Annotated in this window: 16 protein-coding genes; 5 read left to right on the top strand and 11 right to left on the bottom strand. The window is 63.5% G+C overall.

The genetic code is table 11. The features are described from left to right. Positions 1–8 precede the first annotated feature (8 nt). On the bottom strand, positions 9–776 hold the full coding sequence (locus JWQ90_RS03580; RefSeq protein WP_299689514.1) for an NRDE family protein: 768 nt from the start codon (positions 774–776) through the stop codon (positions 9–11). A gap of 434 nt (positions 777–1210) precedes the next feature. Between JWQ90_RS03580 and JWQ90_RS03575 the strand changes: the two genes are divergently transcribed. Continuing rightward, positions 1211–2077 carry an EcsC family protein gene (locus JWQ90_RS03575; RefSeq protein ID WP_299689512.1) on the top strand — a complete coding sequence of 289 codons (867 nt, stop codon included), beginning with the start codon at positions 1211–1213 and terminating at the stop codon, positions 2075–2077. Positions 2078–2126: 49 nt separating this feature from the next. Here the strand turns inward: JWQ90_RS03575 and JWQ90_RS03570 are convergent, their stop codons facing one another. The 3 genes from JWQ90_RS03570 to JWQ90_RS03560 all read right to left on the bottom strand — a co-directional run bounded on the left by JWQ90_RS03570 (position 2127) and on the right by JWQ90_RS03560 (position 4421). Continuing rightward, positions 2127–2978 carry a M14 family murein peptide amidase A gene (locus JWQ90_RS03570; RefSeq protein ID WP_299689599.1) on the bottom strand — a complete coding sequence of 284 codons (852 nt, stop codon included), beginning with the start codon at positions 2976–2978 and terminating at the stop codon, positions 2127–2129. Positions 2979–3089: 111 nt separating this feature from the next. Continuing rightward, positions 3090–3737, bottom strand: coding sequence for a thiol:disulfide interchange protein DsbA/DsbL (locus JWQ90_RS03565; RefSeq protein ID WP_299689510.1), 648 nt, complete (start codon positions 3735–3737; stop codon positions 3090–3092). A gap of 30 nt (positions 3738–3767) precedes the next feature. After that, positions 3768–4421 carry a c-type cytochrome gene (locus JWQ90_RS03560; RefSeq protein ID WP_299689507.1) on the bottom strand — a complete coding sequence of 218 codons (654 nt, stop codon included), beginning with the start codon at positions 4419–4421 and terminating at the stop codon, positions 3768–3770. Between the two features lie 122 nt (positions 4422–4543). Between JWQ90_RS03560 and yihA the strand changes: the two genes are divergently transcribed. After that, positions 4544–5164, top strand: a complete 621-nt coding sequence (gene yihA, locus JWQ90_RS03555; RefSeq protein ID WP_299689505.1) for a ribosome biogenesis GTP-binding protein YihA/YsxC — start codon at positions 4544–4546, stop codon at positions 5162–5164. Positions 5165–5522: 358 nt separating this feature from the next. Here the strand turns inward: yihA and polA are convergent, their stop codons facing one another. The 3 genes from polA to JWQ90_RS03540 are packed head-to-tail and all read right to left on the bottom strand — an operon-like array spanning position 5523 to position 9934. Further along, positions 5523–8363: a DNA polymerase I gene (polA, locus tag JWQ90_RS03550; protein ID WP_299689502.1), complete on the bottom strand. Its 2841-nt coding sequence runs from the start codon at positions 8361–8363 to the stop codon at positions 5523–5525. Next, on the bottom strand, positions 8363–9634 hold the full coding sequence (lysA, locus tag JWQ90_RS03545) for a diaminopimelate decarboxylase (RefSeq protein WP_299689499.1): 1272 nt from the start codon (positions 9632–9634) through the stop codon (positions 8363–8365). Before lysA ends, polA begins: the two co-directional genes overlap by 1 nt. A gap of 51 nt (positions 9635–9685) precedes the next feature. Beyond that, positions 9686–9934 carry a lipoprotein gene (locus JWQ90_RS03540; RefSeq protein ID WP_299689496.1) on the bottom strand — a complete coding sequence of 83 codons (249 nt, stop codon included), beginning with the start codon at positions 9932–9934 and terminating at the stop codon, positions 9686–9688. Between the two features lie 118 nt (positions 9935–10052). Here JWQ90_RS03540 and JWQ90_RS03535 point away from each other — a divergent pair, with 118 nt between their 5' ends. The 3 genes from JWQ90_RS03535 to JWQ90_RS03525 all read left to right on the top strand — a co-directional run bounded on the left by JWQ90_RS03535 (position 10053) and on the right by JWQ90_RS03525 (position 13313). Beyond that, on the top strand, positions 10053–10727 hold the full coding sequence (locus JWQ90_RS03535; protein ID WP_299689493.1) for a carboxylesterase: 675 nt from the start codon (positions 10053–10055) through the stop codon (positions 10725–10727). Next, the gene (locus JWQ90_RS03530) at positions 10724–12622 is read left to right on the top strand and encodes a hypothetical protein (RefSeq protein ID WP_299689490.1); all 1899 of its coding nucleotides are present in this window, start codon (positions 10724–10726) and stop codon (positions 12620–12622) included. Before JWQ90_RS03535 ends, JWQ90_RS03530 begins: the two co-directional genes overlap by 4 nt. Before the next feature lie 64 nt (positions 12623–12686). Then, positions 12687–13313: a YdbL family protein gene (locus JWQ90_RS03525; RefSeq protein WP_299689487.1), complete on the top strand. Its 627-nt coding sequence runs from the start codon at positions 12687–12689 to the stop codon at positions 13311–13313. A 49-nt stretch (positions 13314–13362) separates the two neighbouring features. On the opposite strand, the gene gyrB is transcribed toward JWQ90_RS03525, so the two are convergent. From gyrB to dnaA, 4 genes are all read right to left on the bottom strand, one after another. Further along, positions 13363–15765, bottom strand: coding sequence for a DNA topoisomerase (ATP-hydrolyzing) subunit B (gene gyrB, locus JWQ90_RS03520; protein WP_299689484.1), 2403 nt, complete (start codon positions 15763–15765; stop codon positions 13363–13365). A gap of 7 nt (positions 15766–15772) precedes the next feature. Continuing rightward, a complete protein-coding gene (gene recF, locus JWQ90_RS03515; protein WP_299689482.1) occupies positions 15773–16846 on the bottom strand; it encodes a DNA replication/repair protein RecF in 1074 nt (357 codons plus the stop codon). 10 nt (positions 16847–16856) lie between these two features. Then, entirely contained in the window at positions 16857–17957 is a 1101-nt protein-coding gene (dnaN, locus tag JWQ90_RS03510; RefSeq protein WP_299689479.1) for a DNA polymerase III subunit beta, read from the bottom strand. A gap of 242 nt (positions 17958–18199) precedes the next feature. Next, a complete protein-coding gene (gene dnaA, locus JWQ90_RS03505) occupies positions 18200–19531 on the bottom strand; it encodes a chromosomal replication initiator protein DnaA (protein WP_299689477.1) in 1332 nt (443 codons plus the stop codon). Between the last annotated feature and the right edge of the window lie 220 nt (positions 19532–19751).

Below are 19751 nucleotides of genomic sequence, written 5' to 3'. Positions count from 1 at the left end.
CACCCGGGCTACGGGGTGAATGCGAATTCGAGTTCGCTGTCGCCGGAGGGCTGCGCCTGGTTGTCGTAACGGCGTTCGCGGATCTGCGCGCCGCCGCCTTTGATCTGCAGCCAGCTGGTGCAGCGCGTGCCGTAGCCCGGCCGATAGATGAAAGGCGGCGCCAGCAGGCGCTCGGCCTCCAGACCGACTCCGGTGTCCGGCAGCTCGGCATCGGGCGGGACATCGCGCCGGGTCATCGCATCGAGCAAGGTTTCCGGTGCCGCCGATGCCTGGTGCATCCAGCCGTCCAGCTGCTGGCGCGCCCAGCGCGTCTTCGGCCACGGTGTGTCGAGCTGCGCATTGCTGAGCCCATGCACGCCGGGCTCGACGCGGTGCCAGTTCGGCATTGGCCGGTTGCTCGCATAAACCAGCTCGGCTCCGTCCCACAGCAGCAGATTGAAACCGCCGAACTGCATCGCGTCGGCCATCAGCGACGCCGCGTGATCGGCCGCGCTGCCGCCGCCGAGCAGAAAGTCGGTGGTCAGCGCGCCGCGCGACCGCGGATACTTGAGCAGAGCCTGGGGTTCGCGGACATTGGTCACCGCCGCCACGCGACCGCGGCGGCTGACGCCGAGCCAAGTGCCGTGCTCGCGCAGGTCGCGTCCGGCAGCAATCTCCGGTGCATCGGTCCAGAACGCGAGCGGGGCGGCCGGGCGCTCGTGGTTCTCGTCGCGGTTGGCGATCAGCACCAGCGGGCGGTCGGGATCGGTCCGCCAGGCAAACGCGATAAGGCACATGCGCGACTCTGCGCAGCGCCCGGTGCGGCTGTCAATCTGCGCCCGCCGGCTCGCCGCGGTTCAGTCACAGGCCTTACTCTTAGGGCCTGTTAACAATTAGGCGGTCGCTGCGCTGGCCCCAAAAAGGGCGCAGTGCAAGGAATGACCGACGAAATGTATTGAAATACATGAGGCGGGAATGACGCCGCAATGCGCCCTTTTTAATGACGCCGCAATGCGCCCTTTTTGGGGCCAGCCCTTCGGGTTGCCGCCAAAGAGGCGGCCATGCCGGCAATTGGCTTAGTGCGGAGTGACATTGAGTCACTCCGCACCTTGGGGCCAATTGCCTCATCGTCACCATAGTCACCACTATGCCTCCTCCTCGCGCCTTGCCGGGCCGCCTATTTGGCGGCAACGCAGCGATCGACTAATTGTTAGCAGGCCCTAAGCGATCTATGGACGAATACGAACGCAGCCAACTGCTCGAACTGCGCCGCTGGCAGGAGCAGGCGCCTGCTCCGGTGACGCGCTGGTTCGGCCGCGCCGCCGGCCCCGCCAGCCAGGCGGTGCAGACCATCATTCCGACCGCGGCGCTGCGCATCGCGCTGGACGGCGTGCAATCCACCGCGGGCCGTTTCGCCGGCCACGCGACGCTGCTGAAGCAGGCGAGGGTCGCGCGCATCGAAGACCTGCGCAACGCCGATCTGCAGCGCTGCGACCAGCTCGCCGCCAAAGTGCGGCGACGCTCTTGCGTCACCGCCGGCGGCACCGGCGCCCTGCTCGGAGTGGCCGGCGGGGCCGGCATGGTCGCCGACATTCCGACCCTGATGGTGCTCGCGTTCCGCACCATCCAGCGCATTGGCCTGTGCTACGGCGAAGTGCTGCACAACGTCGCCGGGCGCCAGCTCGGACTGGCGATCTTTGCGCTGGCCTCGGCCAACACCGTAGAAGAAAAGCGCACGGCGCTGCTGGCGCTGACGCGGCCGGAGCCGGGCGCCACGCGCGAAGCGGCATGGCGCGACGGCATCGAGCGCGCGGCCGAGCGCGAGCTGGCGAAAGAGGCGGCAATGCTGAGTATCCAGAACCTGGCCATGCAGGCCGGCCGCCACCTGGGCTGGCGCAAGGCGGCCGGCGCCTTGCCGGTGTTCGGCGCGCTGGTTGGCGGCTCGGTCAACGCCTGGTACCTGTGGGACCTGGCGACGGTATCGCGCTACTGCTTCCAGGAACGCTGGCTGCGCAACCGCCATCGCGAGCTGCACCTGCAGGCGTCGATGCCGGCGTTGCCGCCGGAACAGCAGGCACTGCCGGCACCTAACTCGTGATCGCACGAATGTTGGGGTTCGCTGCGCTCACCCCAACCTACGGGCAGGTTCAGCGATTGAGCCACAGGCTGTCGTCGGGCTGCCGGTACAAGGGCGGTTCACCGGTCGGCAGGTTCTGCTGCAGCCAGCCGATCATGTCCGACCAGATGCGCTGCGACTGCGCCGGCGTTGGCATCGCGCCGGCATGCGGCAGTTCCAGCGTGATCACCGGCAGCCCCAGGTCGATACCGGCGTAGTTGCCCAGCGATCCCGGATACGTACCCAGCGGATGCAGGCGCAGATAGCCGAAACGCTGCGGCGGATCGGGCGGGCCGTCGTAGTCGAGCACGCCGTAGGGCGCGTGCACCGACACAATCGCATCGGGTTTGAACTCGCCGATCTGTTCTGCGAGCCAGCGCGTCTCCGGCTCGGACAAGGCCGCCTTGCCCGGGTAGCGCCGCGGATCGGCCTGCGTCTTGGCCCGCCAGTACGCCAGCGCGCGGCGATCCCAGTCGGCGCTCGGGAAATTGCGGTTCAGATCGACACCGCCGCGATTGACTCGGCTGGCCGGTTCCGCGAACAGCCCGTCCGGGTTGGCGCTCGGTATCACCCGCCAGTAGAACGGCTGCAGACGCTCTTGCTCGAGCTTGCGCATCCACTGGAACACGATGCTGACCGCCGATAACTCGTCGCCGTGAATACCGCCGATCAGCAGCACGCGGCTTGGCCGGTGCGGCCGGCGTGACGGCGGAAAATCGCGGTAGAGCATCGGCCGCCCCTCGCGGCTGGCGCCGGCGCCAGCGATCAGCTGCAGGCGCTTGCAGTCGGCCACCTGGATGCTCTGCAGGCGCGCGCCCAACTGTTCGCAGGCCTGGTCAGCGGAGCTCAGCGGCGTCGCAGCGGCCACCGCCTCGTCCGCCATCAGACTCACCGTCAAACCCCCCACCAAACAATTAAAAAGCCCGGCGATGAGCCGGGCTTTCTCGATCGCGATCAGTCTTCGCAACGGGCTGATCATGCGCCGGGCGATGGCTTACTTCTTCTGTTCTTGACGAACCTTGTCGATCAGGAAGTCGGTGACCTTGATCATGCCCTCGAAATTGCCGGCCATGCTCGCGTTGGTCGTGTATTTGCCGCCGACGACGATCGCCGGAACGCTGGAGATGCCGTAGGCCTTCATCAGGCCGTCGGCGCGGCGCACGCGGCTGTCGACGGCGAAGCCGGTGAAAGTCGCGTCGAACAGGTCCGGCATGATGCCGGTCTGCTGGTTGAAGAACGTGCGGATCGCGTCCTGGGTATACAGCGGCAGATGCTGCTCGTGGATGCCGTTGAACAGCGGCACGTGGATCTTGTCGCCGATGCCGAGGGCCTCGGCGGTGTAGAACGCCTTCTGGTGAACCACACCCTCGGGCCGGCCGAGGCTGTTCGGGATGCGCACGAAATCAACGTCGCCGGCTTTGGTCTTCTTCCAGGCTTCGATCGACGGATCGAAATGGAAGCAGTGCTGGCAGCCATACCAGAAGATCTCTTCGACCTGGACACGTTTCTTGTCCGGCACCGGTTGCTTCTCGCGCACCTCTTTATACTGTTCGCCTTCCTTGTAATCGGTGGCATCGGCTGCCGTGCAGGCGAATGTGGCAAAGCTCAGGCAGGCGACGAGCGACCGCAGGAAGACGCGCATGGATCGGTTCCGGTAGGAGGCGGGGAGCCCTTACTGCAGGCCGTTGACGTAGGAAGCCAGCGCCTGGATCTCCTGATCCGTAAGCTTGGACGCGACCGCCTGCATCATCTGACCCTGTGCACCTGCGCCGCGTTCCCCGGCCTTGTAGGCGGTCAGCGAGGCCGCTACGTACTGATCGTGCTGCGCACCAATGCGCGGATAAGCGGCCGCCGGATTGCCGGCGCCCTTGGGGCCGTGGCAGCTGGCGCAGGCGGGGATGCCGCGCGTGGCATCACCACCGCGGAAAATCGGCTCGGCGAGCGCAACCGCGTCCTTGCTGGCCAGGCCCGGGCGCACTTTCTGGAGGCTCATGTAGGCGGCGATGTCGGCCATGTCGGCATCCGACAGATTGGCCGCCTGTGCGGCCATGATCGGATTCTTGCGCTCGCCGGATTTGAAAGCCTTGAGCTGATGCAGGATGTAGCTCGAGCCCTGGCTGGCCAGGTTCGGCCAGACCGGCATCGCGCTGTTGCCACCGGCGCCATGGCAGGCCACGCAAGGAGTCGCCTTGGTTGCTCCGGCAGTTGCGTCGCCCTGGGTGAAGGGGTCCTTGGCGGCGGCTTCTTCGGCCTGCACGGCGAAGGGCCCGGCGAGACCCACGACCACAGGTGCGGCAAACATCACCGCCAGAAAAAGGCGTTTCATCGAACGAGGCTCCCGGTGCAATTGGCTGCTGGTGCGCCGCGCAAACCGCCAAGTGGCGGTGGCAGCGCTAACCAGATAATTTGGCGGCGTAATTCTACACTTCTCTACACTCCGGTTGGTCTATGCAGAATCCCTTTTCCCAGGCGCAGTTTCTTCTTTCCTGCGCCCAGCTCACCCAGTTGCCCGACGACGACCTGCCGGAGGTCGCTTTCGCTGGCCGCTCGAACGCCGGCAAGTCCAGTGCGCTCAACGCGGTATGCGGCCGTCACGGCCTGGCGCGCGTGTCCAAGACACCGGGCCGCACCCAGTTGATCAACCTGTTCGGCCTCGGCGACGCCTCGCGCCTGGCCGATCTCCCGGGCTACGGCTATGCCTCCGTCCCCGAGCCTATGCGCAAAAGCTGGGGCCGGCTGGTCGGTGGCTACGTCGAACAGCGGATCAACCTGCGCGGCCTGTTCCTGGTCATGGATTGCCGCCACCCGCTGACTGACTACGACCAGCAGATGCTGGCCTGGGCAGTCGGCGCGCGGCGCAACTGCCACATCCTGCTGACCAAGGCCGACAAGCTCGGTTATGGCGCGTCCAAGAACGTACTGCTGGCGACCCGGAAAGGCTTGAAAGACATGGGCAGCTCGGCGAGCGTGCAACTGTTCTCGTCGAGCAGCCATCAAGGCCTGGACGAGGCGCGGGCCAAGCTGGCCGGGCTGCTGGCCAGCGAAGCCGGAGTGGAGCTGGCGGGCTAGGGCTTGATAACTATCTTTTGGAAGCGCGTTTTCAGCTGCTGAAGTGAAACGCCTTCTAAAAAGAAAAAGCCCCGCGAGCCGGGGGGAGACTCGCGGGGCAACAAGCTCCGGCTTGGGGGAAACCGGACCCGCCGAGGGAGTGACGGCGGGGAGTGTGGGAAGGGAGAGGTCCACACTCAGGGGATTAGAGAGAGAGTCGCGTGGAAAGTTCACGACGTATTTTGTATTTGCGTGTACAGCGGCCTCCATAAGCTAATGGAGCACGTGTATATCTTTGATATTGAACTATTTTTTATTTAAGTTAAATTTTGTTTATCGGGTACCGGCGGCAGCCCGGGGCCGACGAACGGCGCAGCGTCTAAGCGGCGTTCAGCGCCGGGCTTTCGGAGCTGGCGTGACCGCTGGCCTGATGGGCCTGGTCCCAGTTCCCGGCTATGCCGTAATCGGCCACCAGCGGCACAGCGATCTCGGCCGCACGGCACATGCGGTCGGCAATCTGCGGCGCGAATTCGCGGATCGCGGCGTCCGGGCCTTCGAACACCAGTTCGTCGTGGACCTGCATGATCATCTGCACCGACGGCGCATGGGCGTCCAGCCAGTGCTGCAAATCGATCATCGTGGTCTTGATCAGATCGGCCGCCGTGCCCTGCAGCGGCGCATTGATCGCGGTGCGCTCCGCGTACTGACGCAGGCCCAGGTTGCGGGCATTAATGTTGGGAAGGTATAGCCGGCGGCCGAACAGGGTTTCGACATAGCCGCGCGAGCGCGCGGCTTCGCGGGTGCCGTCCATGAAGCGTTTGACGCCGGGATAGCGGCCGAAAAAGCGTTCGATGTATTCCGCCGCCTCGCTGCGGCCGATCGCCAGCTGTCGGGCCAGACCGAAAGCCGACATGCCGTAGATCAGGCCGAAGTTGATCGCCTTGGCGGCGCGGCGCTGGTCGGGCCCGACTTCCTCCAGCGCCAAGCCGAAGACCTCGGCAGCGGTGGCCTGATGCACGTCGAGGCCGCTGCGAAACGCCTGCTGCAGCCGCTCGTCCTCTGAGAAATGCGCCATCAGCCGCAGCTCGATCTGCGAGTAGTCGACCGACAGCAGTGCATTGCCGGGCTCGGCGACGAAAGCCTGCCGGATGCGCCGGCCCTCGGCTGTGCGCACCGGGATGTTCTGCAGGTTCGGATCCGACGAAGACAGACGGCCGGTCGCCGCGACCGCCTGGTGGTAGCTGGTATGGATGCGGTGAGTGAGCGGGTTCACCGCCGCCGGCAGCTGATCGGCGTAAGTCGAGCGCAGCTTCTGCATCGCGCGCCAGTCGAGAATCAGCCGCGGCAGCGGGTGCTGCAACGCGAGTTCTTCCAGCGTGTCTTCCGCGGTCGATGGATCGCCCTTGGGCGTCTTCGCCAGCACCGGCAGCTTGAATTTGTCGTACAGCAAAACCTGCAACTGCTTCGGCGATCCGAGATTGAATTCGCCTTCGGCCAGCGCATGCGCCTGCTTCTGCAGCTCGTCCATGCGGCCGGCGAGTTCGACACTGATGCGTTTCAGCAGCGGCACGTCGACGAACACGCCGCGGCGCTCGATACGCGCCAGTACCGGCACCAGCGGCATTTCGATGTGTTCGAACACAGTCAGCAGCGATCCGACTTCCTGCACGCGCGGAAACAGTGTCCGATGCAGGCGCAGCGTGATGTCGGCATCTTCGGCCGAATACGGCGCGGCCTTGTCGATCGACACCTGGTTGAAGGTGATCTGGTTCTTGCCCTTGCCGGCGACGTCCTCGAAATGGATCGTGCGGTGGTTCAGGTATTTCTCGGCCAGCGTGTCCATGTCGTGGCGGTTGCCGGCGGCGTCGAGCACGTAGCTTTCGAGCATCGTGTCGTAGGCCAGGCCGGCGACGTCGATACCGTGACGCACCAGCACGTTGATGTCGTACTTGCCGTGCTGCGCGACTTTCGGCCGGGCCGGATCTTCGAGAAAAGGTTTGACGCGCGCGATCACCTCGGCCATCGGCAACTGGTCTGGCGCGCCGAGATAGTTGTGTGCAAGCGGCACGTACCAGCCGGTGCCGCATTCCGTGGCGAAAGCCAGGCCGACGAGGCCGGCCTGGTTGGCGTCGAGGTCGTCGGTTTCGGTGTCGAAGCAGATCAGATCCGCCGACTCGAGCGCGGCAACCAGCCGGTCCAGCGCTTCGGCGTCCATCACCGTTTCGACCTGCGTCGGCGCTGACGGCTCGACGAGGTCGGCGATCCCGGTGCTCGCGGCGACAGCAACCGGCGCCGAGGTTTCCGCTGCGGCGCTGTCGGTCTGCTCGGGCGTTGCCGGCGCGCCAACTTCCAGTTCTTCGCGCCAGCGGTGGAATTCGAGTTTGCGGTACAGCGCGATCAGCGCGGCATCGTCGCGCGGGCCAGGCACCAGGGCATCGATCGTCAGCGGCAGTGGCACGTCGCAGCGGATCGTTGCGAGCTGGTAAGCCAGCGGCAGTACGGGCAGCGAGGCACGCAGCTTCTCGCCGATCTTGCCTTTGACTTCGTCGGCGCGACGGATGATCTCCTCGACCGAGCCGTATTCGGCGATCCATTTCGCGGCGGTCTTGGGGCCGCAGCCATCGACGCCGGGGATGTTGTCGGAGGTGTCGCCGACCAGGGCCAGGTAATCGATGATGCGTTCCGGCGGCACGCCGAATTTCGCGATCACGCCTTCGCGATCGATGCGCAGGTTCTTCATCGTGTCGAGCATGTGCGTGCGCTCGTCGACCAGCTGGGCCATGTCCTTGTCGCTGGTCACCAGCAACACATCGAGTCCTTGTGCGCGCCCGGCCACAGCGAGCGTGCCGATGACGTCGTCGGCCTCGACGCCGTCGACGGTGATCATCGGCAGGCCCAGACCCGCGATCAGCGCCAGAACGTCGGCATACTGCGCCGACAGTTCCGGCGGCGTCTCGGTACGGTTCGCCTTGTACTGCTCGTAGAGTTCGTTGCGGAATGTCGGGCCTTTCGGATCGAACACCACGCAAATGCGTTGCGGCGCGTATTCGCGCTGCAAACGCTTGAGCATATTGCCCATGCCGTAGACGGCGCCGGTCGGCTCGCCGCGTGAATTGCTCAGCGGCGGCAGCGCATGGAAAGCACGGAACAGCCAGCTCGATCCGTCGATCAGAACCAGCGGATGCACCGGCTCGGTTTTCGCTGCCGCTTCGTTCGTCATTACGCGTCCTGCCGCCGCTCTGAGTCGGGCTCGAGCAGACGCTCGCCGCGGATCAGATCCTCGAAAGTCTCGCGCTTGCGCACGACGACGGCGTGCGCACCGTCGACCATGATTTCGGCCGCGCGTCCACGCGTGTTGTAGTTGGAACTCATCACGAAGCCGTAGGCGCCCGCGGTGCGCACCGCGAGCAGATCGCCAGCGGCGATGGCGAGTTCGCGGTCGCGGCCGATCCAGTCGCCGGTTTCGCAGATCGGGCCGACGATGTCGTAGATTGCCGGCGCCCGGTCTTGTTGGCTGACGGCAACGATGTCCATCCAGGCCTGGTACAGCGCGGGGCGCAGCAGATCGTTCATCGCCGCGTCGACGATGGCGAAGCGTTTTTCTTCGGCCGACTTCAACAGCAGCACGCGCGTCAGCAGCACGCCGGCGTTGCCGGCGATCGCGCGGCCGGGTTCGGTGTAGATCTTCAGCGAACGGCCGGCGAGCTTGGGCAGAAACGCCGCCGCCCAGGCTGCGGGCTCGGTGACTTTCTCGTCGCGATAACGCACGCCGAGTCCACCACCGACATCGAGATGATCGAGCTTGATGCCCTGGGCCGCGAGCCTGTCGACCAGCGTCAGCACGCGATCGAGCGCGTCCAGATACGGCGATACATCGAGCAGCTGCGAGCCGATGTGACTGGCGATGCCGATCACGCGCAGACCCTTGCGCGTCGCTGCGTCGCGGTACAGGCGCTCGGCGGTGATCAGATCGACACCGAACTTGTTCTGCTTGAGCCCGGTGGAAATATACGGATGCGTCTTGGCGTCGACATCGGGATTCACGCGCAGTGCAATCGATGCGATGCGTCCGCTGCGCTGCGCGAGTTCATCGAGCAACAGCAACTCGGCTTCGGACTCGACATTGAAGCAGCCGACGCCGTGTTCCAGCGCCAGCAGCAGTTCCGCTTCGGTCTTGCCGACGCCGCTGAACACGACTTTTGCCGGATCACCGCCGGCGCGCAGCACGCGCAGCAGTTCGCCGCCGGAGACGATGTCGAAGCCACTGCCGAGCCGGGCCAGCACTTGCAATACCGCGATATTGGAATTGGCCTTCACCGCGTAGCAGACCTGATGCGGCACCGAGGCGAGCGCGCTGTCGAACGCGCGGTAATGGCGCTCGAGCGTGGCGCGCGAATAGACATAGGTTGGCGTGCCATGTTCGGCCGCGATACGCGACAACGGCAAGTCTTCGGCGTACAACTCGCCTTCGCGATACTGAAAGTGATCCACGTTTGTTCTGCTGGTCCGTTGAAAGTGGTTTTTTAGAACGTACCGGGACGGCTAAGGCTGCGTCACGCTGCCGTCTTTTTTCTGCGACGGGTCTTCGGTCGGGCCCGGTACCGCATCGCCGCCGGGCGCCGCTGTCGGACTCGGTGGCTGCACCGCCGGCACCGGCGGTACCGGTTTGGTCGCCTTGGTCGCTTTCGGCGTCGGCTTGCGATCCGGCAACACCAGATCGCCGGACTGGCCGCAGGCGGTCAGCAGCAACAACAGGGAAGCAGCGATCAGCAGCACAGGTGATTGCGACATATCGGGCGATGCCGGCCAGGAACGTCGCAGCAGTTTAACGCCGCGCCGGCTTGCCTGCCCCTGGCGCGGCTTCGACAATCGAGCTGTCATCGGATAAGGACCTGGAAAACCACAACACATGAAGAAAATCGAAACCGTAGACCGTGTCGTACTGGAGCCCACCACCGCGGCGACAGCGGCGATCATCTGGCTGCATGGCCTGGGCGCCGACGGCCACGATTTCGTGCCGCTGGTCCCGGCGCTAATGCCGGGGAACGGCCGCGCCTGGCGCTTCATCTTCCCGCACGCGGCGGTGATGCCGGTGAGCTTGAACGGCGGGATGCCAATGCGCTCGTGGTTCGACATCGTGTCGCTGGATCGCCAGGGCGCGCAGGACGTCGAGGGCATCCGCCGTGCACAGACCCGCATTGACGCGCTGATCGCCGGGCAGATCGCCGCCGGTGTCCCCAGCGAGCGCATCCTGCTCGCGGGCTTCTCGCAAGGCGGCGCCGTCGCACTGCATACGGCGCTGCGCTATCCCAAGCCGCTGGCCGGGCTGCTGGCGCTATCGACCTATCTGCCAATGGAATCGACGCTCGACGTTGAGGGCAGCGCCGCCAATCGCAGTATCGCGATCCTGATGCAGCACGGGCTATACGATCCGGTACTGCCATTGGAACTCGGCAGCTGGAGCCGCGATCGTCTGCTCGCCAGCGGCTACGGCGTCGGCTGGAACGAGTATCCGATGCAGCATGAAGTCTGCGAAGACGAGATCGAGGCGATCGGCGTGTTTCTGCGCGAGCGCCTGGTGTGAAATGGGCGACCGCCTGCTGCGCGCTGCTGTACTGCAGCGCCGCTGGCGCGGTGGCCAGCATCGAACTTCGGGTAGGGCACATCGAGGGTGCCGCGCTACCGGCACCGCTGAGCGATGTGCAGGTGTCCTGTGATCTCGGCAGCGATGCCAAGGTCGCGAGCTGCAGCGAAGGGCGGGCCGCTGCAACGAGCAGACTCAGCGGCCCGGTCACCGGCAACTTCGACCTGCACGTGGCGCGCGATGCGTCGTGGTGGATCGCGGCTCGGATCGATGCCGAGCACATCGACCTCGCTGCGACCGGCAAACTGCTGCTTCGCCTGAAGTCCGTGCTGAAACCGCAGCTGACCGGCTCCGCCACCTTGCAGGTGAAGCTCGAGCGTAGCCGCGCCGGAACCTGGGTCAGCTCCTACATTGCGCGGCTTTCCTCGGCATCGTTCAGTGAGAACTCAGGCCGTTATGCGGCCGAGAAGCTCAATCTGCTGGCACAGGGGACGTTCGCGCTTCGACGCGGGAACGCCGACTTGGAATTCGAACTTTCTTCGTCCGCCGGCCAGGCCTACGTCGAGCCGGTGTTCGTTGATCTGGCCGGCGCACCGCTGAACGCCACGGCTCGCTTGCAGTTCGACGTCGCCGATGGCGCGCTGTGGCCTGATGCGATTCGCTCATTGAGCTTCGATGCTCGGCAGCGCGGCGTCTTCGATCGTTTTCTGTTGCTCGGCTCCGTCGCTGGTCTATCTACAGCGCCGAGCTTCACCGGCGACCTGCGCATCGAGCGCGCTCGTCTCGACGCGCTGTTGCCGCAATACGCAGCGCCCTTCCTGGCCGGCGGACGCTGGCAGGATCTTGAAGGAGCCGGGTTCGCAGATGCGAGGCTAGGCTTGCTCGCGAACAGGCCCACATCAGCGGCCATCAAGCTCGACGATATCGGTTTGAAAGCCGGCACGCCGGCGGTGCAGGTCGACGGGCTTGCCGGTGAGCTGCACTGGCTGTCTTCAGCTCCCGCGGAGCCGTCGGGCTTGAGCTGGCGCGGCATGCAGTACGGCGATCTTCCGATCGGCGCGGCCTCGATCAAGGCCGTCGCGCAAGGCCGGGATTTTTCGCTGCTGCAAGCGCCACGGCTACCGATCCTTGGCGGCGCCGTTGTCGTGGATGCGCTGGAGCTGCATGACATCGGCTCGGCGAAACTGCTCGCGCGCTTTGCCGCGACGATCGAGCCGATCAATCTGGCCGCGCTGTGCAAGGCGCTGGGCTGGCCGGAATTCGGCGGCGAGATTTCCGGCCGCATACCCGGCGTCGCCATTCACGACAATGAACTCGCTTTCGACGGCAGGCTGTTGGTGAAAGCCTTCGACGGCGAGATCAGCATCGAGGATCTGCGCATGCCGGAAGTGTTCGGGCGGCTGCCGCGAGTGCTGGCCAATCTGCGCTTGCGCAATCTCGATTTGAAGGCGATTACGCAGGCATTCTCGTTCGGACGGATCGAGGGTCGCTTGTCGGGCGATGTCGATGAGCTGCGGCTGCTGAGCTGGCGGCCGGTTGCGTTCGACGCGCGCATTTATACGCCGAAGGATGATCGCTCACGACACCGGATATCGCAGCGCGCGATCGACAATCTGTCGTCGCTGGGCGGTGGTCCCAGCGGGATTCTGCAACGCGGCGTGCTGCGCTTTTTCGAGGACTTTGCCTACGAACGCGTCGGCTGGAGTTGCCGTCTTGAAAACGGCATCTGCGCAATGGACGGCGTCGAGCCTGCCAAGAACGGAGGCTATGTCCTGGTCAAAGGACGGCTGCTGCCGCGCATCGACGTGATCGGCTATGAGCGCCGGGTCGACTGGGATCGCTTCCTCGCCCAGCTGCTCGCGATCAGGGGAACCGAAGGCGTGGAGGTTCGCTAGCGCGTTCAGACCCGGTAGGGCCGCCGCCTATACTCTGAGCTGACGCCATCGACCGAGATCTGCCATGAGACGCAATCAGAAAGCCGCTGTGACTCTGTCCGTGGTCAGCGCCGCCGCGTTGATGGCGATGCTCGCGGCTTGCGTGACGATCAATGTCTATTTTCCGGCCGCTGCCGCCGAGAAAGCCGCGGACAAGATCATCGACGACGTTTGGCGTGGAGCGGTGCCGGCGACTCCGGCGACCGCACCCGAACACAGCGGCTCGATCGGCATTCCGGCATCGATCTCTTGCTGGGCCGCGCTGGGCGCCTTTCTGCTGCCCGCCGCTGCGGCCGCCGAGCCGAACATCGAGGTGACTTCTCCCGAGGTCAAGCGCTTGAGCGGCTCGATGGAAGCACGTTTTCCGTTGTTGGAACCTTTGCTCGACAGTGGCGCGGTTGGCCTGACCGCGGATGGCTACGTCGCCATGCGCGACGCGGCCGGTGTTGCGCTGTCCGAGCGCAACGGCATCCGCGCGCTGGTGGCCAACGAGAACGCCGATCGTGCCGCCCTGTACCGCGAGATCGCGTTGGCTAACGGACAAGCGCAATGGGAAGCACAGATCCGCAACGTGTTCGCGACCCGTTGGATCGCGCGCGCGAAGCTGGGCTGGTACTACCAGGACGCGGGCGGCGCCTGGATCAAGAAGTAGCGCCACCCGTTATCAAGTCTTGCCTTTATTTATAAATAGCGAGACTTAATCACACATCGAGATTGCCGGCCAGCAGCGCGTGCTTCTCGATGAACTCACGGCGCGGTTCGACCTGTTCGCCCATCAGGGTAGTGAAAATCTGATCGGCCCCAATCGCGTCCTCGACTCTGACTTGGACCAGGCGGCGCTGGGTCGGGTCCAGGGTGGTTTCCCACAGCTGATTCGGGTTCATCTCGCCCAGACCCTTGTAGCGCTGCACACCGAGGCCGCGCCGCGCTTCGGATAGCAGCCAGGCGTAGGCGGCGTCGAAGTGGTTGACGGTGGAGGAGCGTTCACCGCGGGAGACGATTGCGCCGCTCAGCGTGTCGGCCAACAGCGCGGCGCGCGTACCGGAGATGCGCTGGTAGTCGGCGCTGTCGAAGAAGTCGGTGCCCAGCGCGAAACTGTATTCCAGCCCATGCAGACGACGCTCGACCAGCAGCGAGCGCCCGTCTTCGCTGATCCGCGGGCTGACGCGGTGAGTACCCTTGGTCGCGTCGACATTGAGCGCATCCCGGTACGAGTTGGCCCAGGTCTGCAGCGCGGCAAGCTCGAGCGGAGCGGGCGGCTGGTGCCAGAGCGTCTGCAGCAGATGGCCGTCGTAGCGGCGTGAGAGCCGCTCCAGCGTCATCTCGACGTCGTTGTATTCGCGCATCAGCTGGCGCAGCCGGTCTTCCGGCCACACCGTACCGTCGGCGAGCTTGAGCCTGGCGTCGCTGAGCGCGGTCGCCTGCAGCCAGACTGCCATCGCCGCGTCGTCCTTCACATAGGTTTCATGCTTGCCGCTCTTGACCTTGTACAGCGGCGGCTGCGCGATATACACGTAGCCGCGCTCGATCAGCACGTACATGTGGCGGTAGAAAAAGGTCAGCAGCAAGGTGCGGATATGAGCACCGTCGACGTCGGCGTCGGTCATGATGATGATGCGGTGATAGCGCAGCTTTTCCGGCTTGAGCTCGTCCTTGCCGATACCGCAGCCCAGCGCGATGATCAAGGTGCCGACTTCGGCCGACGACAGCATCTTCTCGATACGCGCCTTTTCGACGTTCAGGATTTTGCCTTTCAACGGCAAGATCGCCTGGAAATGCCGGTCGCGGCCCTGCTTGGCCGATCCGCCGGCGGAGTCGCCCTCGACCAGGAAAATCTCGGACTTGGCCGGATCCTTCTCCTGGCAATCGGCGAGCTTGCCCGGCAGGCCGGCGATATCGAGCACCGATTTGCGGCGGTTGAGTTCCTTGGCCTTGCGCGCGGCTTCGCGGGCGCTGGCGGCTTCAACGACTTTCTCGGCAATCGCCTTTGCCGCCTTGGGATGCTCGAGCAGAAAGTCCTTCAGCTTGTCTCCGACCACGGTCGACACCACCGGCGTGACTTCGGACGAAACCAGTTTCTCCTTGGTTTGCGAGGAGAACTTCGGGTCACGGATCTTGACCGACAACACCGCCGTCAGACCTTCGCGAGTGTCGTCGCCGGCCATCTGGATCTTTTCTTTCTTGATCAGGCCGGTGCTTTCCAGATGGTCGCCGAGCGTCCGCGTCAGCGCGTTACGGAAGCCGGTGAGGTGCGAGCCGCCATCCCGCTGCGGGATATTGTTGGTGAAGCAGAAGACGTTCTCGGTATACGAGTCGTTCCACTGCAGTGCCGCCTCGACGATCACGTTGTCGAGTTCGGCGATCAGGTAGACCACCTGATCGTGAATCGGCGACTTGCTCTTGTTGAGGTATTCGACGAAGGCGCCGATGCCGCCCTTGTACTCGAAGACGTCTTCCCGGGAGCTCGCTTCTTCTTTTAAAACAATGCGAACGCCGGAATTGAGAAACGACAGTTCGCGCAAACGACGAGCCAGAATTTCATAGTGGAATTCGAGCTTGGTGAAGATGGTACCGCTCGGGTAGAACCGCACCGCCGTGCCGCGCTTATCGGTGGTTCCGGTCTCAGCCAGCGGCGCCTGGGGTTCGCCCATGCGGTATTCCTGCTGGTAGTGGCGGCCGCCACGATAGATATCGAGCAGGAGTTTCTCGGACAGTGCGTTGACCACGGATACGCCGACTCCGTGCAGGCCGCCAGAGACCTTGTAGCCGCTGCCGCCAAACTTACCGCCGGCATGCAGGATGGTCATGATGACCTCGGCCGCCGAACGGCCTTCCTCGGGCATGATTTCGGTCGGGATACCCCGGCCGTTGTCGGTCACTCCGACGCTGCCGTCACCGAACAGCGTGACCGAAACCTCGGTGCAGTAGCCTGCCAGGGCCTCGTCAATCGCGTTGTCGACGACTTCGAACACCATGTGGTGCAGGCCGGTGCCGTCGTCGGTGTCGCCGATATACATGCCAGGGCGTTGGCGGACCGCCTCCAGGCCTTTGAGTACACGGATGCTGGAGGCGTCGTAGACCTGCTCGTTTTCTGGCGTCGTCATCAATTCTTTACTCGTATTCAACTTTGGTCAGGCTCCCATGTTCCACGTGGAACATCGACAGCGGCAGCTTTTGCAGCACAGCCGGCAGCTCGAAAGCCGTAATGAAAATTTGCCCTGGATAATCGTTTAGCGCCCGGACGAAACGCTGCTGATAGGCGAGCGACAGCTCCGCTCCGAAATCATCGATCAGGATCACCGGCGGTGGCTTCCCGGCGGCTATCAGAATTGCACATTGTGCCAGTACCAAGGCCGCAACGAGCAGCTTTTGCTGGCCTCTCGATACACGCCCCTTCGCCCTCTGTCCCGCCAGCCACAGCTTAAGCTCGGCGCGGTGCGGCCCCTGAGTGGTTCCGCCCAACCGGCGATGTTGCGGAAGCTGGTCCTCGAGCAATTTCCGATAACCGATATCGGTTGACCAGCCCTGCAAGAACTCGACCCGGGTATCCGATATTCCCAACAAGGTCTCCACCCACTCGCCAAGGTGCTGACCCAGAGCTTCCGCATGGCGGCGCCGGCTTTCGCTAACCTGCTCTGCGGAAACGCTCAACTCCTCATCCCAAGCGCTGATCGCCGCTTTCGGTAAGTTCTGTCTCAACGCCTGGTTTCTCTGTCGGAGGCAGCGTTGGTAACGTTGCCAGGCGGCGTAAAAAGAAGGTTCCACGTGGAACACTCCCCAATCCAGATAGCTGCGGCGGTAGCCCGGCCCTTCTTCGACCAACCGATGTCCGACCGGATCGATCAGTTGCAGGGCCAGAGTTTTGGGTAATGCAGACGTTCTAGCTTTCTCGCCGTTGAGCCGCTGCTCCTGCTCGGAGCCATTCCAACCCACACCCAGCCTATCCACCTGATCCTCGTTCTCAACTTCGGCAAATAGACTCCACGACGATCCGTAAGGACCGAGTATCTCCGCCGACTCGCTGGTCCTGAAACTCTTGGCGCGCCCGAGCAGATACAAACCTTCCAGTAAGCTCGTCTTGCCCGCCGCGTTGGGACCCAAAATCAGATTGAGCCGCGGGTTCGCCTGTAGCTCGAACTTTTGGTACAGGCGCAGGTTCTCGCCCCGCGCCTGACGGATATGCATCGACGGCCGATCAGAGCCGCATCGGCATGATCACGTACTTGCTCGAGGTATCTCCTGCCTCATGCAGAAGGCCGCTGGACTCCGCATTCTTCAATTCCAGGCTGATTTCCTGAGCCGTCATTACGCCGAGCGCATCCAGCAAATAGTTCACGTTGAAACCAATTTCCATCGCCGCGCCGCCGTAAGCAACCTCGATTTCTTCCTCAGCTTCTTCGTGCTCGGGATTATGTGTCTGCAGTTTCAGCACGCCGGCTTCGAGCAGCAGGCGCACGCCACGGAATTTCTCGTTGGACAGGATCGCGGTACGCGCCAAAGCTCTACGCAACATCTCGCGATCGGCGATCACGCGCTTGTCGCCGTTCTCCGGGATCACCCGCTCGTAATCCGGGAATCGGCCATCGATCGTCTTGGTGGTCAGCTTGACCGTATCGATGTCGATCATCGCCTGTCCCGGCGCGATAACCAGCGACACTTCCTCATCGGTATTGTCGAGCAGGCGACTGAGTTCGATGATCGATTTGCGCGGCAGAATCGCCTGCACCGATTCGGTAACGCCGGTATCGCGGCTGAGCTCACTGAAAGCCAGCCGGTGGCCATCGGTCGCTACCGCGCGCAGTCTCTTCGGCGACACATCGATCAACAAACCGTTGAGGTAGTAGCGGACGTCCTGCTGCGCCATCGCGAACTGCGTGCGATCCAGCAACAGTTTCAACTCGGCGCGCTTCAGCGTTACCGCAACACCGCCGGCGGCCTGACCCATCGCCGGAAACTCGTCGGCCTTCAGCGAGGACAGCGTGAAACGGCTCTTGCCCGAACGAACCGTGACTTTGTCCGCCGCCGCCTCCAGCGTCACCTCGGCGCCCTCTGGCAGACCGCGGCAGATGTCGAACAGCTTCCGCGCCGGAACCGTCGTACGGCCTGGCGCGAGGTTCTGCACACGGGCGCGACCGATTAGTTCCATCTCGAGATCGGTGCCGATGACGGTCAGCACGTCTTCGGACACATCGAGCAGAAAGTTGCCCAACACCGGCAGAGTCTGCCGACGCTCGACAACGCCGATCACCGACTGGAGCGCCCCCAACAATTCATTTCGACCGACTTGGATCTTCATGTCATCACCTTTCTCGGTGTTCTTTTAAGTCAATACAGCATTAGTAAGGCAGAGTCTGAGCCTTGGATAACAATAATAAAATTCATCAAAAGCATAAGCTTAAACACGAAACCGAGCACTCTTTAGCCTGTTCGACTACGTCCCGGCATCCTGTGGATAAGCCGTCGACTACTTCGATGCCAAGCCTTTCACAAGCTTATACACAGGCTTTCGAGTCACTCGTTTCACAGTCTATTCAAGGCCTAAAAACTGAGCTGGCGTAGCAGATTCTCGTAGTCTTCGCGGACCCGCGCATCTTCTTCTCTCAGCTTCGCTACCGTACGACAGGCATGCAATACCGTGGTGTGATCTTTCTCGAACGCGGTGCCGATTTCCGGCAAGCTGTGTTGCGTTAATTCCCGCGCCAGACACATCGCTATCTGCCGTGGCCGAGCCAGCGAACGATTCCGCCTCGGCGAGCGCAGCTCCTTCATCTGAATGTTGAAGTACTTGCTGACGGTTCCCATGATGTTGTCGATGGTCACCAGCCGCTCGTAGTGCGCCAGCATGTCACGCAGTGTGTGCCGTGCAAACTCGATGCTGATGGTCTCGCCCTGCAGCCGCACGCCAGCCGCCAGCCGCAGCAGAGAACCTTCGAGTTCACGCACGTTGGAGCGGATGTGCTGGGCAACAAAAAAAGCCACGTCCGTCGATAGGCTCAAATGAAACTGTTCGGCTTTGGCCAGCAGGATCGCGACCCGCGTCTCCAGATCTGGTGGTTCGACCGACACGGTCAGGCCCCAGCTGAAACGGGACTTCAGCCGATCATCCAGCCGGTCCAGCTCTTTGGGAAAGCGGTCGCAGGTCAGCACGATCTGCTTGCGCCCATCCATCAAGGTATTGAAAGTATGAAAAAACTCTTCCTGGTTGACGGCTTTGCCAGCAAAGAAATGAATATCGTCGATCAACAGGGCGTCGGCGGAGCGATAAAAGCTCTTGAATTCCTCGGTATTGTTGTGGCGCAGTGCCGCGACGAACTGCGTTACCCATTGCTCGGCGCCGACATACACCACCCGGGCTCGAGCCGAGCGCATCAGCAGCGCGTTTCCGATGGCGTGCATCAGGTGAGTCTTGCCCAGGCCCGAGGCCCCATAGATCAGCAGCGGGTTGTAAGCGACGCCAGGTGATTCAGCCACATGTTGGCAGGCTGCGCGCGCCTGAGAGTTCGACTTGCCCTGGATGAAACTTTCAAAGGAGTAGCGTGGATCCAGCTTCCCATTCTGGGTCCAGCGCTCCGGCTCGACCATCGCCGGCGAAGAATTGCCAGGACCGGCCGCCAGGCGAGGTTCACTGGACGTGCTGATTTCGATCGGCAGGTCGGCGCCGTCGCAGGCCAGCCAAGCTCGCTGGATCGACGAGACGAAATCGGCCCGGACGCGCTCCATGACCATACGGTTTGGAGCCACCACCAGCAAACGGTCCGACAAGCGTTTGATCACCAGCGGCCGTATCCAAGTGCTGACGTCCTGGCCGCTCAACTCACCCTCGAGCCAGTTGACACAGCGCGACCAGGTATCGGTTTCACCGAGGTTCATAGAGCTGCGTGCTCATCGGCCGAACAGGGAGCCGGAAAAGCGATCGACGAAGGGGGCAGACGTTGCGGCATCAAGGAGAAAGCGTCCCGCGATTAAAGTTGTTGTTCCGCTGCAGCGACATCGGCGGCTGCCCAGCGCAAAGCGGGTTTATCGGCCGAGTTTAACCGGCCGCCGCCAAGTTATCCACAGCCAAAAACGGCGCTGACGGCAGCTCCGCTGG

The sequence above is a fragment of the Hydrocarboniphaga sp. genome, from assembly GCF_028291725.1.
In the GTDB taxonomy this organism is placed as follows: domain Bacteria; phylum Pseudomonadota; class Gammaproteobacteria; order Nevskiales; family Nevskiaceae; genus Hydrocarboniphaga.
This window is presented reverse-complemented; position numbering and strand designations above follow the sequence as displayed.

Bases quoted from the DNA above. Each gene is read 5' to 3' on its own strand.
- JWQ90_RS03580 (WP_299689514.1), bottom strand. From the start codon at position 776: ATGTGCCTTATCGCGTTTGCCTGGCGGACCGATCCCGACCGCCCGCTG.
- JWQ90_RS03575 (WP_299689512.1), top strand. From the start codon at position 1,211: ATGGACGAATACGAACGCAGCCAACTGCTCGAACTGCGCCGCTGGCAG.
- JWQ90_RS03570 (WP_299689599.1), bottom strand. From the start codon at position 2,978: ATGGCGGACGAGGCGGTGGCCGCTGCGACGCCGCTGAGCTCCGCTGAC.
- JWQ90_RS03565 (WP_299689510.1), bottom strand. From the start codon at position 3,737: ATGCGCGTCTTCCTGCGGTCGCTCGTCGCCTGCCTGAGCTTTGCCACA.
- JWQ90_RS03560 (WP_299689507.1), bottom strand. From the start codon at position 4,421: ATGAAACGCCTTTTTCTGGCGGTGATGTTTGCCGCACCTGTGGTCGTG.
- yihA (WP_299689505.1), top strand. From the start codon at position 4,544: ATGCAGAATCCCTTTTCCCAGGCGCAGTTTCTTCTTTCCTGCGCCCAG.
- polA (WP_299689502.1), bottom strand. From the start codon at position 8,363: ATGACGAACGAAGCGGCAGCGAAAACCGAGCCGGTGCATCCGCTGGTT.
- JWQ90_RS03540 (WP_299689496.1), bottom strand. From the start codon at position 9,934: ATGTCGCAATCACCTGTGCTGCTGATCGCTGCTTCCCTGTTGTTGCTG.
- JWQ90_RS03535 (WP_299689493.1), top strand. From the start codon at position 10,053: ATGAAGAAAATCGAAACCGTAGACCGTGTCGTACTGGAGCCCACCACC.
- JWQ90_RS03525 (WP_299689487.1), top strand. From the start codon at position 12,687: ATGAGACGCAATCAGAAAGCCGCTGTGACTCTGTCCGTGGTCAGCGCC.
- gyrB (WP_299689484.1), bottom strand. From the start codon at position 15,765: ATGACGACGCCAGAAAACGAGCAGGTCTACGACGCCTCCAGCATCCGT.
- recF (WP_299689482.1), bottom strand. From the start codon at position 16,846: ATGCATATCCGTCAGGCGCGGGGCGAGAACCTGCGCCTGTACCAAAAG.
- dnaN (WP_299689479.1), bottom strand. From the start codon at position 17,957: ATGAAGATCCAAGTCGGTCGAAATGAATTGTTGGGGGCGCTCCAGTCG.
- dnaA (WP_299689477.1), bottom strand. From the start codon at position 19,531: ATGAACCTCGGTGAAACCGATACCTGGTCGCGCTGTGTCAACTGGCTC.